The sequence below is a fragment of the Indioceanicola profundi genome (assembly GCF_003568845.1).
GTDB classification, from domain to species: Bacteria; Pseudomonadota; Alphaproteobacteria; order Azospirillales; family Azospirillaceae; genus Indioceanicola; species Indioceanicola profundi.
This window is the reverse complement of sequence record NZ_CP030126.1, coordinates 1323294-1339826: the sequence shown is the minus strand read 5'-3', so window position 1 is coordinate 1339826 and position 16533 is coordinate 1323294. Positions and strand designations below refer to the sequence as shown.

The 16533-nt window shown below is 63.8% G+C and carries 13 protein-coding genes and 1 pseudogene; 1 reads left to right on the top strand and 13 read right to left on the bottom strand.

The window, feature by feature from the left end; all coding sequences use genetic code 11:
- Positions 1-645: an SDR family NAD(P)-dependent oxidoreductase gene (locus DOL89_RS06355; protein ID WP_404813491.1), complete on the bottom strand. Its 645-nt coding sequence runs from the start codon at positions 643-645 to the stop codon at positions 1-3.
- A gap of 161 nt (positions 646-806) precedes the next feature.
- Positions 807-1589 (bottom strand): nucleoside triphosphate pyrophosphohydrolase, encoded by a 783-nt coding sequence (mazG, locus tag DOL89_RS06350; RefSeq protein ID WP_404813490.1) that lies wholly within the window; start codon positions 1587-1589, stop codon positions 807-809.
- Positions 1590-2098: 509 nt separating this feature from the next.
- Between mazG and DOL89_RS06345 the strand changes: the two genes are divergently transcribed.
- Positions 2099-3511: a methyl-accepting chemotaxis protein gene (locus DOL89_RS06345; protein ID WP_225889925.1), complete on the top strand. Its 1413-nt coding sequence runs from the start codon at positions 2099-2101 to the stop codon at positions 3509-3511.
- Between the two features lie 315 nt (positions 3512-3826).
- On the opposite strand, the pseudogene DOL89_RS06340 reads toward DOL89_RS06345, so the two are convergent.
- The 11 genes and pseudogenes from DOL89_RS06340 to ilvD form a co-directional block, all read right to left on the bottom strand.
- A pseudogene (locus DOL89_RS06340) lies at positions 3827-5201 on the bottom strand (ISNCY family transposase).
- A 192-nt stretch (positions 5202-5393) separates the two neighbouring features.
- A complete protein-coding gene (locus tag DOL89_RS06335) occupies positions 5394-6164 on the bottom strand; it encodes an MBL fold metallo-hydrolase (protein WP_119678375.1) in 771 nt (256 codons plus the stop codon).
- Between the two features lie 29 nt (positions 6165-6193).
- Positions 6194-6988, bottom strand: a complete 795-nt coding sequence (locus tag DOL89_RS06330) for a TatD family hydrolase (RefSeq protein ID WP_119678374.1) — start codon at positions 6986-6988, stop codon at positions 6194-6196.
- On the bottom strand, positions 6988-8544 hold the full coding sequence (gene metG, locus DOL89_RS06325) for a methionine--tRNA ligase (protein WP_119678373.1): 1557 nt from the start codon (positions 8542-8544) through the stop codon (positions 6988-6990). The genes DOL89_RS06330 and metG overlap by 1 nt, the downstream gene beginning before the upstream one ends.
- Positions 8545-8614: 70 nt before the next feature.
- Entirely contained in the window at positions 8615-9721 is a 1107-nt protein-coding gene (locus tag DOL89_RS06320; RefSeq protein WP_119678372.1) for a DNA polymerase III subunit delta', read from the bottom strand.
- Entirely contained in the window at positions 9718-10356 is a 639-nt protein-coding gene (tmk, locus tag DOL89_RS06315) for a dTMP kinase (RefSeq protein WP_119678371.1), read from the bottom strand. The genes DOL89_RS06320 and tmk overlap by 4 nt, the downstream gene beginning before the upstream one ends.
- Positions 10356-11510 (bottom strand): D-alanyl-D-alanine carboxypeptidase family protein, encoded by a 1155-nt coding sequence (locus DOL89_RS06310; protein ID WP_225889924.1) that lies wholly within the window; start codon positions 11508-11510, stop codon positions 10356-10358. Before DOL89_RS06310 ends, tmk begins: the two co-directional genes overlap by 1 nt.
- Before the next feature lie 94 nt (positions 11511-11604).
- A complete protein-coding gene (locus tag DOL89_RS06305; protein WP_119678369.1) occupies positions 11605-12582 on the bottom strand; it encodes a septal ring lytic transglycosylase RlpA family protein in 978 nt (325 codons plus the stop codon).
- A 42-nt stretch (positions 12583-12624) separates the two neighbouring features.
- Entirely contained in the window at positions 12625-13602 is a 978-nt protein-coding gene (locus DOL89_RS06300; RefSeq protein ID WP_119678368.1) for a lytic murein transglycosylase, read from the bottom strand.
- 94 nt (positions 13603-13696) lie between these two features.
- A complete protein-coding gene (locus tag DOL89_RS06295) occupies positions 13697-14521 on the bottom strand; it encodes a YdcF family protein (RefSeq protein ID WP_119678367.1) in 825 nt (274 codons plus the stop codon).
- Between the two features lie 24 nt (positions 14522-14545).
- Entirely contained in the window at positions 14546-16291 is a 1746-nt protein-coding gene (gene ilvD / locus DOL89_RS06290; protein WP_119678366.1) for a dihydroxy-acid dehydratase, read from the bottom strand.
- Positions 16292-16533 lie beyond the last annotated feature (242 nt).

Here is a 16533-nt window from a genome sequence, read left to right as displayed (position 1 = left end):
TCAGCTCTTCGGGGTGCGATATACCCCGAGTGCGCCCGGACCCTGGGTGGTCGGCATTATTTCGACCCGGTTTACGTTGAAATGCGGGGGCAGCGTGGCCGCCCAGGTCACCGCCTCGGCAACATCCTCCGCGGTCAGCGGCACCGTATCGGCGTAGACCTTCCGGGCCTTCTCCTCATCGCCCTTGAAGCGGACCAAGCTGAAGCTGGTTTCCACCATGCCGGGCTCCACGGACGTGACCCGCACCCCGGTGCCGATCAGGTCGGCCCTGAGAGCCAGGCTGAACTGCGTTACGAAGGCCTTTGACGCGCAATAGACATGCCCGCCCGGATAGGGATAGCTGCCGGCGGTGGAGCTGATGTTGATGATGTGCCCCTTGCCGCGCGCCACCATGCCCGGCAGGACCAGGCCCGTGATGACCGCCAGTGCCTTGTCGTTGGTGTCGATCATCACCTCCCAGTCGTCCACGTTGGACTTGAAGGCGGGGTCGGCGCCCAGGGCGAGGCCGGCATTGTTCACCAGCAGGTCGATATCCGCGAATTCAGCGGGCAGGGCGGCCAAGCCTGCCTCGATGGCCTTCCTGTCCCGCACATCCGCCACAATGGGATGAAAGGGGATATCGAGATCGGCAGACAGCTCCTTGATCTTGCTTTCGGTCCGCCCGGTCAGGATCAGTTTCGATCCGAGCGCGGCGAAACGTCAAGCGAAGGCTTTGCCGAAATCACCGGTGGCACCGGTGATCATCACAGTCGACGGGCTGTAGGCAGGCATGCTCATCCGGACATCTCCCTTTTATTATCAGCAGGTTATTCGGCGGCTCTGCGCTCTGATCTCTTGGCGCGCACCCAAAGTTCTTCCATCTCCTCCAGCGTGGCCTGCTCGGGACTGCGTCCCTGTTCGGCAAGCCAACCCTCCACTTGGCGGAAGCGACGGTCGAACTTGGAATTCGTGCCGCGCAGCGCCGTTTCCGGGTCCACTTCAAGCCGGCGGGCCAGATTGACCAGGGCGAAGATCAGGTCGCCCATTTCATCCTGCACCCGCTCCGGTTCACGCTTGGCACGATCGAGCTCCGCGCGAAGTTCGCCAATCTCTTCTTCGATCTTGTCCAGAATGTCTTCCGCGCGGGTCCAGTCGAAGCCGACACGGGCAGCACGCTTCTGGAGCTTCAATGCGCGGGTTAGGGCCGGTAGACCGGCGATAACCCCGTCCAGGGCGGATGGCGGCCGGCCGGAGGCAGCCGCTTTCGCCTCGCGCTCACGGGCCTTCAGCGCCTCCCAATTGACCGTCTGGTCCTGTGCGGTCTCGATCAGCTGGTCGCCGAAGACGTGCGGGTGACGGCGGACCATTTTTTCGGCGATGTGTCCTGCGATCTCGTCGAAATCGAACCCACCCTGTTCGCGGGCCATCTGCGCGTAGAAGACCACCTGGAACAGCAGATCGCCCAGCTCATCCTTCAGCGATGTCATATCGCCATTCTCGATAGCGTCCGCGACCTCGTACGCCTCTTCAATGGTATGTGGCGCGATGGTTCGGAAGGTCTGCTCTACATCCCAGGGACAGCCGCGCTCCGGGTCCCGCAGAGTGGCCATGATGTTGAGCAAGCGCTGGATATTGGCGGACAATGGCAGGACCTTGAACAGCGGGCCGGGATCGCGACCATAGCGGAGGTGCGGGGCGTGGCAAAGCCCTGGTGAAATTTGTCGGCCCTTATTCGGTGCACACAGCGACAGCCAGCTTCCGGCGATCTGTCGATCAAGACTGACCTGTGAGGGCAGGGCCGCCGTGCCCGGCACCTGCGAGCGGGCAATCAGCTGATCGCCAAGCCTCGATTGCATGCATTCGTAACCTCTGGTAAAATGCAGATAATAGACCATGAGAAAACACGGCGCTGAGATAGGGATGATGGTTAAGACTTCGTGAATTACACAAGCACGAATGCTGACCTGTGCCCATGCTTTGCTGCGGATGCTAATGCGAATATCGCAATGCGGTGTCGATAGATTCTTCGTCCGTGGCTTTGGTGTGCTCGCCTCCCTTTCTCCGAACAGTCTTGGCTGCGTTGTTTCCGGCGTGGCGAAATGAAGGGAGGAGGTCCGCGATGTACGATGGCGACATGCCCCGGAGCGAGATGGTCCGGACGGATACCGCAGTAGCGCGCATCGCTGATGAGGCCGGGTCCCTCGGCGTCGCCATCGCCGATGTGGCCGGTCATGTGGATGACGTAACCCTTCGGCTGGCTGAACAGGCGCGGCTCTTTGGAGAGCTGCGGGATCAGGCAAGAGGCATGGCGGCCGGCAACCGCGAAGTCGCGAACGCGGCTGCCACGGCGGTCCAGGTTTCCGATCGGGCCCGCGGAATGATGACGGGGAGCCGCGATCAGGTCGACCGTGCCCTCCGCGAAATCCTGAGCCTTGCCGAGGATGTGCAGAGCATCGGCCAGCGTTTGCGCGGTCTGGAGAGTGCGTTGGACCGGGTCGCAAGGGTAGCGAACGGGATCAACGCGATTGCCAAGCAGACCAATCTTCTTGCGTTGAATGCCACGATCGAAGCCGCGCGGGCAGGGGCCGCGGGCAGGGGTTTTGCTGTCGTTGCCGGCGAGGTAAAGGCGCTTGCGGCGCAGACGGCGCAGGCCACCCAGGAGATCGATGCCACCCTGAAGGAACTGACCAACCAGACGCGGACCCTGGTCGAACAAAGCTCCACGGGCGGCAAGAAAGCCGAAGTGGTGCGCGAGGATACTCGCAAGATTGCCGAAGTCATGACGACCGTCGCCGATGCCATGGCGGAGGTGGAAGCGGAACAGGGGCGGATCAATGCGGCGGCAGCCGCGATCGGCGAACGCATCGGCAAGGTCGAAGGTAGCATCGTCGACATGGCCGCGGGCGTGTCCCAATCAAGTGGAAGCATGTCGCAGGCCAGCCAAAGGCTGAACACTCTGCTTGCCACAGGCGAACGCCTGATCGGCGCCACTGCCGCCATGGGGGTGGAAACGGTGGACACGCCTTTCATCAAGGCAGTGCAATCCACGGCCCAGCGGGTTTCCACCATTCTGGAAGCCGCCATTGCGCAGGGGCGCTTGAGCCTCGACGACCTCATGGACGAGAATTACCGGCCTGTGCCCGGCAGCAATCCCCAACAGGTGGTGACTCGCTTCAGCGACGCTGCAGATACGCTGCTGGTGGAGGTTCTGGACGGCGTGCTGTCCATCAGCGACCGGGTCGTCTTCTGCACGGTGATCGACCGTAACGGCTACTTCCCGACCCATAACACGCGCTACAGCCAGCCCCAGCGGCCGGATGATCCGGTCTGGAATGCGGCCCACAGCCGGAATCGGCGCATGTTCAATGATCGGGTTGGGTTGGCAGCAGGGCGCAGTACGCAGCCATTCTTGCTACAGGCCTACCGGCGCGACATGGGCGGCGGGCGTTTCGAGATGATGAAGGACGTGTCGGCGCCCATCTTGGTCCAAGGACGGCACTGGGGCGGGCTTCGGGTGGCGTACCGGATCTGAACGCGGCTTCGGCCGGTGAATGGCAGTGGGATTGAGGACCTTGGATACTTCGCATCCGTCAGCACTCAATCCCACCCTGGCCAGCTAATTCAGCGTGAGAAGGTTGGACGAGCATAGTGCGAGCCAACGTGACCTTAGTCGCACAAACTACTGACATTACAGGATTGGGGCATCTGGAACCAGCGATCATCGCTTGGATATTCATGTCGGTGCCAAGTAGAGATGTCGCTGTTTGTGCAGGATAGAGATGTCACTGCTGGCCGGTGCGGGCGGGGCGCGCAGCCCCTCCATTGCGCGCAGCGCCCCGCCCGCGGCTCAGCTCGACAGCGACATCAATCCCCTGGACTGGGCCGTGCGCTTGAGGTTGTTGTTGCGCCGACGTGGCCGCTCTGCCTGTGCTTCTGCCGCAAACGCCAGGGCTGCAGATAAGCGCTTGTTGTCCACGATGGCGCCCTGGTCCACCTGCCGCAGCTTGTCGAAGGCGCGATAGGGCAGGTCGACGCCTTTCCAGCGGATCGCCAGCCGGCCATCAGGATAATCATACACGGTCACCCGCTGCCGGGCCGCGGCCCGGGTGATCCGGTTGGGCTCCAGCAGGAACATCACCTTGTTGTAGTGCAGGGTCAGGTTTGCCGTGACGGTACGCTGCTCGCGCCAGGCCAGCGCCTCGTCCAAACTCTCATACGGCGCCAGCGGCCGGTGCACATCCTTGGAATTGCGCGGCGCCTTGCCAAAGCGCTGGTTGTAATCGGCAATGAAGCCCGGCAGGAACCGGTTCGCCGCCTCCACAGTGGAGATCCCTTGCAGCCGCAGCTCCTTGACCAAGCGATCCTGCAAGGTGAGGTGCGCCCGTTCCACCCGGCCCTTGGCCTGACAGCTGTTGGCGCACAGGATGTCGATGTTGAGATCATGCAGCGCCCGACCGAACTGGGTCATGCCGTCGCCACGCAGCTGGGCGCCGGGCCGGTTCACCCGGAAAATACCGTGCTTGTCGCTGTAAAAGGCGATCGGCTTGCCATAGGCGGCAATGTAGTCCCGCGTGGCCTGCAGATAGGCCAAGGCACTCTCCGAGGGCACGAACTTCAGATGCATCAGCCGGCTGGTGGCATCGTCCACAAAGACCAGCAGCGTGCAGTGCGGACCGCGCTGCTCAAACCACCAGTGTTCGCAGCCATCAATCTGCACCAGCTCGCCAGGGCAGTCGCGGCGATAGCGCGGCTGGTGGACGGCCCGGGCCCGCATCCGCCGCTCCAGCCAGAGGCCATCGGCAATCATCCAGCCCCGCAGCGTCTCCCGGCTGAGCTTGATCCCGTGCAACTCGGCCAGCTTTTCGGCCGCCAGCGTCGGGCCGAAATCCGCATAGCGCGCCCGTACCAGCGCCAGCGCCGTGGCCCGGACATCCTCCGGCAGCCGCCAGCGTCGGGCCGAAATCCGCATAGCGCGCCCGTACCAGCGCCAGCGCCGTGGCCCGGACATCCTCCGGCAGACGATGATTGCTCGGCCAGCCGCGATGGCCGGACACCAGCCCAGCCGGACCAGAGTGCCGGTACCGCTTACGCAGCCGCAGCACCTGGCGCCGGCATAAGCCCAAAATCTCCGCCGCCGCACCAACCGTCAGCTTGCCAGCCTCAAGCTGAACGAGAACCTCGACGCGCGACAATTCCAATCGGGTCATGGTCACCACCGTCATCGGATGTCTCCCTGAGCGGCTGTAAAGCGGCCACACAGAGTGACATTTCAATCTGGCCAGGGGGTGACATCTCTATATGGCGCTTACAATCCAGAAACCCGATAAGGCACGTTATGGAAATAACTGCTGCATATTTGGAACCTGCGAGGGACTGTGCATGCTTCTGTCCCGGCCTGCCACCAGTACTGTTTATCAGCCCTCGATCACCATGCCGTCATATCCCGGTTCCACGCCCGGCGGCAGAAGTCGGCGGACCGTTTCATAATCCATCGTGTGGTTCATGTGCGTGAGGATGGCACGCCTTGGCTTCAGCCGTTCGATCCAGGACCTGGTGATCGGCCAGTGGGCATGGACAGGGTGTGACGGCTCCATCCTGACACAATCGACGATCCAGGTCTCCACGCCGTCCAGGATGGAAAATGCTTCCTCGGACAGTCGGACCACGTCGGTCGAATAAGCGATAGTCCCGAAGCGGAAGCCCAGGCTTTCGCTGTATCCATGGTCCTGCACGAACGGAATCACATCGATATTGCCGACGCTGAATGGCCCATCAATCACATGTGGGATCAGCGACGGGCGTGCATTGTAGTGGCCCTCTTTCACCGGTTCCCGGAAGCAATAGGCGAACCGGCTCTGGAGCTGCCCAAGAGTACTGGCGTCGGCATGCACGTGGATGGATCGGCCGCTGATATTGTTCAGTCCCCGCAGATCGTCGATGCCATGGCAGTGATCGGCATGTGCGTGCGTGTAGAGCACTGCATCCAAACGCCGCGTATTGGCGGCCGCGAGTTGCAGCCGCAGTTCCGGCCCGGTGTCAACCAGAAGGATGGTGTCCTCATGCTCCACCAGGATGGATGCCCGGGTCCGTCGATTGCGCGGGTTCTCCGGATCGCAGTCGCCCCAGATGCCACCAATCATAGGCACGCCATAGGACCCGCCCGAGCCGAGGATCGTTACTTTCATGGCTTGGCGTACCCTGTCCGATCCTTGTTTCAGGCGCCGACGGCTGCGGGCGGCACCCGGTTGAACAGGCGAAGGAAATTGGCCGTGGTTGCGCTGGCAATCTCCTCATAGGTAATGCCCTTCGCGTCGGCGATCACGCCTGCGGTGTGGACCGTAAAGGCCGGCTCGTTCCGCTTCCCGCGCATTGGCACCGGAGCCAGGAACGGCGCATCCGTCTCCACCAGTATCCGGTCTATCGGCACCATCCGCGCGATCTCGCGGAGCTCCTCCGATTTCTTGAACGTCACGATTCCGCTGAAGCTAATGAGGAAGCCGATTTCAAGTGCCTGTTCAGCGAGTTGGCGGGAGGAGCTGAAGCAGTGCAGCAGGCCTCGGAGCTTGCCCCCTGCCCCTTCCTCCCGCAGGATACGGATCGTGTCCTCATCCGCGTCGCGGGTGTGGACAATAACAGGCAGGTCCGTCTCGACGCAGGCGCGGAGATGTCGGCGGAAACTCTCTTTCTGCTGCTCCCTCGGGCTGCTGTCATAGAAATAGTCCAGCCCGGTCTCACCAATGCCGATCACCTTTGGCCGCTTGGTCAGCTCGACCAGGCCCTCGGTGCTGGAATGCTCCCATTCCTCCTGAGCCTGATGCGGGTGGATGCCGACGCTGCAGTACACTTCGGGATGGGCCATGGCGATCTCATGCACCTGGTCGAACTTCGACACTCGGGTGCTGATGGTCAGCATCAGCTTCACGCCCGCGTTGTGGGCGCGCTGAATGACCTGGTCCCGTTCTTCGGCGAAGTCCGGGAAGTCCAGATGACAATGGCTGTCGACAAGCATCAGGCGGCTCCCGCCTCCGGTTCCACATAGCGTGGAAATACGCCCTGCGGTGCGGGCAGCGGCGTGCCGCCGGTGAGAACACCGGTTTCCAACGCGTTGAAATCACGTGCATCCATTGGAACCATCAACTGGTCCAGGATGCGATTGGATGCGTCGGGCATGAAGGGCTGCGTCAGGATGGCGACCTGCCGGATCGTCTCCGCCAACGTGTAGAGCACGGTTCCCAGCCGGACCGTATCGGTCTTGCGCAGGCTCCAGGGCGCCATCTCGTCCACGTAGCGGTTGGCCTGCCCGATCACGGACCAGATAGCGTCCAGGGCCTTGTTGAAGGCCTGAACGTCCAGCTCAGCCCGCACGGTGCCGAGCATGGCCCGCGCGGCGTCCAGCATTCGTGTGTCCGGCTCCTGGAAACCGTCCGGCTGGGGCAGCTTGCCGTCGCAGTACTTCTGGATCATGGACAGGACGCGCTGACACAGATTGCCGTAGTCGTTGGCCAGCTCGCCATTGATCCGCTGGATCATGGCCTTCTTGGAGAAGTCGCCGTCATTGCCGAACGGGATTTCCCGCATCAGGAAATAGCGTGTCTGGTCCAGGCCGTATGTGTCCAGCAGATCGCCGGGCTTCACGACATTGCCCACGGATTTGGACATCTTCTCGCCCTCGACCGTCCACCAGCCATGGGCAAAGACGCGCTTCGGAACTGGAAGGCCAGCCGCGATCAGGAAGGCGGGCCAGTAGACAGTGTGGAAACGCAGGATGTCCTTGCCGACCATATGCAGGTCGGCCGGCCAGTATCTGGCGAACTCGCTGCCCGGCGCCGTGTTCGGATATCCAAGCGCGGTGATGTAGTTGGTCAGGGCGTCCAGCCAGACATACATCACATGAGCCTCGTCGCCTGGAACTTTGATTCCCCAGGAAAAAGTCGTTCGGCTGATAGACAGGTCGCGGAGACCGCCCCTCACGAACGCCATCACCTCCGACCGCTTTCCGGCGGGCATGATGAAGTCCGGGCGCTCCTCATAGAGCTTGAGCAGCGGCTCCTGGAAGGCGGAGAGCTTGAAGAAGTAGCTGGGCTCCTCCACCCACTCCACCTCCGCTCCGGTCGGAGCGAACCGCTTGCCGTCACGCTGGGTGAGTTCGTCCTCGCCATAATAGGCTTCGTCACGGACCGAGTACCAGCCGCTGTAGCTGCCGAGATAGACGTTCCCGCTTTCCATCAGTTTGCGCCACAGCGCCTGGACGGCGATACGCTGCCGCTCCTCCGTGGTACGGATGAAGTCATCGTTGGTGATGTTCAGCAACTTTGCGAGGTCGCGGAAGTTCTGCGATACGCGGTCGGTAAAAGCCTGAGGGTCGATGCCGGCCGCCTCCGCCGATTTCTGGACTTTCTGGCCATGCTCATCTGTGCCGGTCAGGAACTTGACGTCGAAACCGTCCAGCCGCTTGAAGCGGGCCATCACGTCGCAGGCGATCGTCGTGTAGGCGTGCCCGACATGCGGGGCATCGTTCACATAATAGATCGGCGTGGTGATGAAATAGGGCGTGCGCCCGGACATATCCGCTCTCCGCTTCGACGGGACCCAACCAACCGTAACGCAGGGAGGACCCCGCCCGCCGCGGAGAAAATCACGCGGCAGCAGCCTCGATCTGGAGCAGTGCCTGGAGAAGCACCTGACGGCGGTCGAGGTTGGCGGAATCCGCCCGTGCGAACAGGCGGTTCGTGTTCTCCCACACCTCCACCCATCGATCAAGACCACCGCCATGCCCGGCCTGTAGCAGCCGGCGCATGACTTCACTCTCTCCGGCCGTCACCTCGGCGGGGAGCACCCCGCGCGCCCCTGCCCTGGCCAAGCGGCCCAGCCACCAGCCGATCAGCTCGGTAACGGACGTCCAGGCTGCCTCGTCGTTGCCGCGCAGCGCCTCGTCGATGAACTTATAGGCTGCCAGGATGTCCAACCGCGGCAGCATCTCCATCAAACCCAGGATCTGGCGGAGCAGCTTGATACCGCCAGCCGCATGCAGCTCCATTGCGCGGCCGATACTGCCCTCCGACAGGCGTGCCAGGGAGAGACGCTCCTCGTGCTCCAGCTCCGGAACATAGCGGGACAGGAGTGCCGCAACCTGCGCCTCCTGCAGCGGCTCCAGCATCAGCTTGCGGGAACGCGACCGGATGGTGGGCAGCAGCCCGCCGACATTGTCCGCCACAAGCAGAATCAATGACTTGGAGGGAGGTTCCTCAAGAATTTTCAGAACGGCGTTCTGGCCGGCGGTGTTCATCTGGTCTGCACCGTCCACGACCACGACGCGCCAGCCGCCCTCGCCCGAGGTCAGGCGCAGGAAGGGCGCGATACGGCGGACCTCGTCCACGGGCAGATCGCGCTTGTAGCGCTTGCGCTTCTCGTCCCAGGTACGCTCGACGGTCAGAAGGTCGGAATGTCCCGCCGCAGCAATCCGCTTGGCAACCGGGCTCTCCGGATCGACCGCAAGGCTGGCGGGCGGCGGAGGGGCGCCGAACAGGCTGTCACCGTCCTCCTCCGCCCCGCGGGACAGGATGAAGCGGGCGATGCGGTAGGCCAGGGTAGCCTTCCCGATTCCCGGCGGCCCGCCGATCAGCCAGGCGTGGTGCATGCGACCGCTGTTCCAAGCGTCCAGCACCAGCTTCTCGGCATCTGCATGACCCAGCAGATGGGAATTTCGGCGGGGGCTATGGGGATCGTCGTCCGGTTGGCTCACGGCACCCCTCCGAGACGCCGGCCGACCTCGGCCAGGATGGCTGCCTGGACCGTCTCCACGGGCTGGGCCGCATCGATGACGGCGCAGCGATCCGGCTCTCCGGCCGCGATATCCAGAAAACCCTGCCGCAGGCGGCGATGGAACTCTGTGCCCATCCGTTCATACCGGTCTTCGCCGCCACGGCGGGATGCAGTCCGGGCGATGCCCGCTTCCGGGTCGATGTCCAGGATCAGGGTCAGGTCTGGCATTGTCTCGGCGACCGCCAGACGATGCAACGCAACGAGCGCGTCCCGGTGCACACCAAGCCCATAGCCCTGATAAGCCAGCGTGCTGTCCGCAAAGCGGTCGCATACGACCCAGGTTCCGGCTGACAGGGACGGGAGTACCGTCCGCGTCAAGTGCTCATGCCGGGCGGCATTGACCAGCATGGCCTCGGTCAGTGGCTGCCAGCGCCCCGGCTCTCCATTGACTAGAAGATCGCGGATCGCCTCCGCACCGGGGGACCCGCCGGGCTCCCGCGTGGTCAGCACTTCAATCCCGCGCTCGCGCAACGCTTCCGCCAGAAGACGGATCTGGGTGGATTTTCCCGCCCCTTCTCCGCCTTCCAACGTGATGAAGCGTCCGCGCACCGGCATCACGGGGCGCCGAAGACAAGATAGTTGGCGGCCGCGTTGATGCGCCCGAACAGGCCCAGCCGCTCCACCGGCTCACCCGCCAGCAAGGGAATTTCAAGGTCCAGCTCCGGCGCGGTCACCTTCAGGGTTGCGACCTGGGAACCCTGGGCGACTGGGGCGGCCAGCGGGGCCTCGCCGACGACGCTGACTTTCAGGCTGCGGCGCTGCTCCTTCGATAAGGTGAGCTTCAGCGGCTTTTCCAGGACCAGCGGGACATCATTCTTGTCACCCAACCACACAGGCAGGCGGTCCACGGTCTCTCCGGCCGTGAAGAGGGAGTAGGCGTCGAACTGGCGGAAACCCCATTCCAGCAGGCGGGCGGATTCGTCTGCACGGGCCTGCATGCTGGGCAGGCCGCTCACGACCAGAACCAACCGGCGGCCGTCCCGCTCACCCGTCGCGATGAGACCGTAGCCAGCTTCCTCCGTGTGACCGGTCTTCAGTCCGTCCACGCCCATGTTCCGGTACAGCAGCGGGTTTCGGTTCATCTGGCGGATGCCGTGATAGGTGAACTCGGTTTCCGAGTAATAGTGGAAATGCTCCGGGAAATCGTCGATCAGCCGGACGGCGAGCGTGGCGAGGTCGCGCGGCGTCGAATAGTGGTCAGGATGAGGCCAGCCGGACGCATTCATCAGGTTGGTGCCGTTCATCCCAAGCTCATGCATCCGCTTGGTCATATTGGCGGCGAAGGCCTCTTCCGTACCAGCCAGCCCTTCCGCGAGCACGACGCAGGCATCGTTGCCGGACTGGATGATGACGCCGCGGATCAGGTCCTCGACCTTGATCTGGTTTCCCAGCTCCACGAACATCTTGGAGCCCTGCATGCGCCAGGCCCGCTCGCTTACCGGCAGGGTATCGTCCAGCGACAGCCGCCCCTGCTCCACCGCGTCGAAAACCATGTACATGGTCGCGACCTTGCTCATGGACGCGGTCGGCATGCGCTGGTCGGCATTCTTCTCGAACAGCACGGTATCCGTGCTCATGTCGATCAGGATCGCTTCACGGGCAACCGTGTCGATGCTGACGGCATGCGCCGGCGTCGTCGCCACCAGCAACAGGGCTGCAGCAGCCAAGCCACGCGCCGCCCGGCTGATCGAGAAAGCCGCAATCTTCATTGTTCTACTCAGTCCCATGGTCTGCATCGTGCGGTCCGCGCCCGCCTTCTAGCGGCGGATCGCGACGGAAATGGGGCGGGTACCGGGCCGGCACTCACTCCACGATGATGCGGGCGCTGTTATTGCCCATGCCAATGACCTGCGCCAACACCGAATCCGCCTGTTCCACCGTGGTCAGCGGGCCGATCCGGACCCGGAAGAACTGGGTGTCGTTCACCATGGCCGTGGACAGCACAGAGGGGCCAAGGCTCGTCAGCCGCGCCCGAAGCCGATTGGCGTTATCATAGATGGTAAAGGCACCTGCCTGAACCCAGATCTGCTGCGGTCCGGCCGGAAGCCGCTCCTGCTGCACCACAGGGGCCGGCAGGAATCGCCCGTCCTCGTCCGTCCGCCCAGCAACGGAGGTCGGCGCTTCGATCGTCCGGGTCGGCGCCGGCGGCGGCAGGGCCTGGCCCTCGACCTGAACGCTGGGGCGCGGCGCCGCAACCGGCGGCGGGCTTCCATCGGCGGCGCCGGCCACCTGGACCGCGCTTCCGCTCGCCTGGGCGGCCGCGGCGATCGCGCGGCTCTCCTCCGCCAACACCTCCACCCGGACCTTGGCCAAGCCCTTCTCCTCGAAACCCAGGAGCTGGGCGCCGCGGCGCGACATGTCGATGATGCGCCCGGTTGCGAATGGGCCGCGATCATTGATGCGAACGACGATGGAGCGGCCATTGTCCAGATTGGTCACACGGACCAGGCTGGGCATGGGCAGCGTCTTGTGCGCCGCCGTCAGCTCATTCTCGTTATAGATTTCGCCGTTTGCGGTGACCTTGGTGTGAAAGCCTGGCCCATACCAGCTGGCGATGCCGGTTTCGTCGTAATCGTAATCGACGCGGGGATAATACCAGACGCCATTGATCTGATATGGATTGCCGACCTTATAGATGCCGGCCTTGGGAAGGCCCGGCGCGCTGTCGGCAACGGGCGTCGGCTTGGGCGGGGCGGTTCCGCAGGCTGCAAGGCCTGCCAGCGCAATGGCCGCAAGAGCCCCGCGGAGCACATTCCGGCCCACAATATCTACCCGGCTCATTACGCTGTCATCCCAATCCTGGCGGCGTGAAGCCTAGCCCAATCAATCCGCCGCGCCAATACGATCCGCGAGAAGGCCAACACTGGTAGCGAAGTAGGTGGACCGGTTCCACCGCATGATGGTGCGGTAATTGTCGTAGACCAGGAACGCACGTCCGTTCGGACCATCGGGCAGGACGAGAGAGGCCTCCATGGCTGCCGCCGGAAGATCGCCGCCGCCGACTTTGCGTATGCCCAGGGCCTGCCACTCGGAAAGATTCTTCCTAGTCTCCAGCCCTGCATGGCCGGCGCCGAAGCCTGAGGGGAGCTTCACCTCGCGGCCCCAGGTCTGATCGGCGTTCCAGCCGACGGTGGACAGGTAATTGGCGGCGGAGGCGAACACGTCCGGAAGAGTCTTCCAGATGTCCTTGTGGCCATCCCCGTCGAAATCCTGCGCGTAGCTCAGGAAGCTCGACGGCATGAACTGGCTCTGCCCCATTGCGCCGGCCCATGATCCCTTCATGTCCGACGGTGCGATATGCCCTTCATTCAGGATACGGAGCGCCTTCAGCAGCTCCTCCCGGAAATAGGCGCTGCGACGTCCGTCATGGGCCAGGGTGGCCAGCGCGTCGACGACCTTGAAGCCGCCCATATTGCGGCCGAAATCCGTTTCGATGCCCCAGAGCGCAACGATGAAGCGGGGCTGTACGCCGTACTTGGCGCCAACCTGATCCAGCACGGCCTTGTGCTCCTGGTACAGGCGGCGGGCGCGGTCGACCCGGCTCTGCGGAATGACGCGTTCCACATACTGGGCGAAGGTGATCGTTCCCTCCGGCTGGCGCCGGTCCAGTTCGATGATGCGGGGAATCGGCTGGATGCCTGTCAGTGCGGCATCCAGGATTTTCGGCGAAATACCCTGGCCTGCGGCCTCCTGGCGGAGCTCCTTTAGCCAGGAGTCGAAATCCTGGGCAGCTTGGGCGGATGTGCCTGCCAGCAGGACGAAAGCCGTTGCTGCAGCTGACTTCAGGAATTTGGACGCCATTTGCCTCGACCGTAAACCGGGGTACCCCACTCGTCGGGTTGTGCCACAGGCAGCCCCGCGGCTTCAACCACACCCGAGCGGTCCCCGCGGGATGTCACGGCCCGGCAGGGAGCAGCTTCTCCTCTGTCCCCGGCGCGGGGAACAGGACGTCCGTCCGGCCCATGGCATAGTAGGAGACGAGACCGATCCACTCCCGCACCGCCAGACTGGAAAGATACAGCCCCATGGTCAGTTCGAAATCCAGGCGCAGATCGTAGGGATAGGCGGTCTTGAAGGCGACGGGATAGGGCACCGGGTCCCATCCGGCCTGACGGAACACGCCCATGGATCTGGGCATGTGGCTGGCGCTCGTGACCAGAAGCCAGACCTCGTCCGGCGCGGGCTTCACAATTTCCCGGGTCAGTAGGGCATTCTCCCAGGTATTGCGAGACTGGTCTTCAAATATGATCCTGTCGGTGTCCAGCCCCATTCGGGACCACAATTCGCGGGCGACGGGAGCCTCCTTCAGCTCCTGCGTCTGCACGCTGCCCGACCCGCCTGTGAAGACGAGCCGGGCTTCCGGGAACCGGCGGGCGAGTTCGACCATGGCCGTCATCCGCTCTGCCGAATCATTCAGCGATGGCTGTCCCCAATCCGCCATCCGCTCCGGCACCACGGCCCCGCCAAGGACGATGATGCCGTCCACATGCGCCGGAAGCTCCGCCTGAGGCGGAAACCGCGCCTCCAGCGGGCGCATCAGCCAGTAACTTACCGGTAGAACGGCGATGGCCAGGAATCCCAGCGTGGCAGCCCCGGTGAACACCATCCCGGCGCGTCGCCTGCCCAGGATCAACAACACGACGCCCAGGGTCAGGACGGCGAGCAGCAGGTTGCCGGGTGCGAGCAGCACCCAGACCGCCTTGGAAAGAAAGAAGCTCATGCCTGCTGCGCCGCCCTGGCTACATCAGATGTCGGCGTAGCAGTGCGTCTCGGCCTTGCCGCCGGGGTGCGTCACTGCACCCTTCTCCGCGGAGCCGACGAGCTGGGCATACTTCCAGAGCGTGCCGGACTGGAAGTCGTGGGTCCGCGGCTTCCAGCCGGTGCGGCGGACGGCGAGTTCCTCATCCGTCAGTTCGACCGACATGGTTCCCTTCTCCGCGTCGAGCGTGATGATGTCCCCGTCCTGGAGCAGGCCGATGGGACCGCCGACAGCAGCTTCCGGGCCGACATGCCCGATGCAGAAGCCGCGGGTCGCTCCGGAGAAGCGTCCATCGGTGATCAAAGCCACCTTGTCCCCCATGCCCTGGCCATAAAGGGCGGCCGTGGTGGACAGCATCTCGCGCATTCCGGGGCCGCCGCGCGGTCCCTCATAGCGGATCACCAGGACATCGCCTTCCTTGTACTCGCGGTTCTCGACCGCGGCGAAGGCGTCCTCTTCGCAGTCGAAGCAGCGGGCCGGGCCGCTGAAGCGAAGGTTCTTCATGCCGGCGACCTTCACCACGGCGCCTTCCGGCGCAAGGTTGCCGCGCAACACAACGACGCCGCCTGTGGGCGACAGCGGGGACGTGGTCGGACGCACCACATCCTGATCCGTCGGGAACACCACGTCCGCCAGGTTCTCGGCCATGGTCTTACCAGTGACGGTGAGGCAGTCGCCATGCAGGTAGCCGCCATCAAGCAGCGCCTTCAGCAGAACCGGCACGCCGCCGATCTCGTGCAGGTCTTTCGCCACGAACCGCCCGCCGGGCTTCAGGTCCGCAATATAGGGAGTCTTCTCGAAGATGCGGCCGACATCGTGGATATCGAAGTCGATCCCGCACTCATGAGCGATGGCCGGCAGGTGCAGCGCCGCGTTCGTGGACCCGCCGCTGGCCGCCACCACGACAGCCGCATTCTCGAGCGCCTTTCGGGTGACGATGTCGCGCGGCCGGATGTTGCGGCGGATCAACTCCACAACCGCCTCGCCCGACCTCACAGCCCAGATGTCGCGGTCCTCATAGGGCGCAGGCGCGCCGGCTGAGCCAGGAAGCGCAAGCCCAATGGCCTCGGAGACGCAGGCCATGGTGTTCGCGGTGAACTGGCCGCCGCAAGCGCCGGCAGAGGGACAGGCCACGCATTCGAGTTCGTGCAACTCGTCCTCGCCCATCTTACCCGCGGCATGGGCGCCCACGGCCTCGAACACGTCCTGGACCGTCACATCGCGGCCCTTGAACCGGCCCGGAAGGATCGATCCCCCATACATGAATACGCTGGGAACGTTCAGGCGGACCATGGCCATCATCATCCCGGGCAGGCTCTTGTCGCAACCGGCGAGGCCGACCAGCGCGTCGTAGCAGTGTCCGCGCATGGTGAGTTCCACGCTGTCCGCGATCACCTCGCGGCTGACCAGCGACGCCTTCATGCCCTGGTGGCCCATGGCGATGCCGTCGGTCACCGTGATGGTGGTGAATTCGCGCGGCGTCGCGCCTCCGGTCTTGACGCCCTTCTTGACCGACTGCGCCTGCCGGTTCAGGGCGATGTTGCAGGGAGCAGCCTCGTTCCAGCAGGTCGCCACGCCGACGAACGGCTGGGCGATCTCCTCCTCCGTCAACCCCATCGCATAATAGTAGGACCGATGCGGAGCGCGCTCTGGGCCAACAGAAACATGACGGCTCGGCAGCCGGCTTTTGTCCCAGGATCCCGTGGCGTTCTTCGGCTCACCGCTCGACATCTGGCAGTTCCTCTTTCTTCGCGAGACGCAACTAAGTTGCGCTACAGCTAGCATTTCCGTAATGCGCTATCCATACCGACCATGCGCATGGCTGGCTAGCGCATCGTGCCCCTCCCGCGCATTTCGCCTCGGTCGAGCAGTATAACAGGCCATAGGCTTTGCGGCTGACTTGCTCCCGGACCCCGGTATCCCCTAAAGTTTGGATTAGAATGAATTTATCTACCTCGATCTGGAAGCCTGCC

Excerpts from the sequence above, each read along its gene's own strand:
- mazG (WP_404813490.1), bottom strand. The coding sequence starts at position 1,589 with ATGGCCACTCTGCGGGACCCGGAGCGCGGCTGTCCCTGGGATGTAGAG.
- DOL89_RS06345 (WP_225889925.1), top strand. The coding sequence starts at position 2,099 with ATGTACGATGGCGACATGCCCCGGAGCGAGATGGTCCGGACGGATACC.
- DOL89_RS06335 (WP_119678375.1), bottom strand. The coding sequence starts at position 6,164 with ATGAAAGTAACGATCCTCGGCTCGGGCGGGTCCTATGGCGTGCCTATG.
- DOL89_RS06330 (WP_119678374.1), bottom strand. The coding sequence starts at position 6,988 with ATGCTTGTCGACAGCCATTGTCATCTGGACTTCCCGGACTTCGCCGAA.
- metG (WP_119678373.1), bottom strand. The coding sequence starts at position 8,544 with ATGTCCGGGCGCACGCCCTATTTCATCACCACGCCGATCTATTATGTG.
- tmk (WP_119678371.1), bottom strand. The coding sequence starts at position 10,356 with ATGCCGGTGCGCGGACGCTTCATCACGTTGGAAGGCGGAGAAGGGGCG.
- DOL89_RS06310 (WP_225889924.1), bottom strand. The coding sequence starts at position 11,510 with ATGAAGATTGCGGCTTTCTCGATCAGCCGGGCGGCGCGTGGCTTGGCT.
- DOL89_RS06305 (WP_119678369.1), bottom strand. The coding sequence starts at position 12,582 with ATGAGCCGGGTAGATATTGTGGGCCGGAATGTGCTCCGCGGGGCTCTT.
- DOL89_RS06300 (WP_119678368.1), bottom strand. The coding sequence starts at position 13,602 with ATGGCGTCCAAATTCCTGAAGTCAGCTGCAGCAACGGCTTTCGTCCTG.
- DOL89_RS06295 (WP_119678367.1), bottom strand. The coding sequence starts at position 14,521 with ATGAGCTTCTTTCTTTCCAAGGCGGTCTGGGTGCTGCTCGCACCCGGC.
- ilvD (WP_119678366.1), bottom strand. The coding sequence starts at position 16,291 with ATGTCGAGCGGTGAGCCGAAGAACGCCACGGGATCCTGGGACAAAAGC.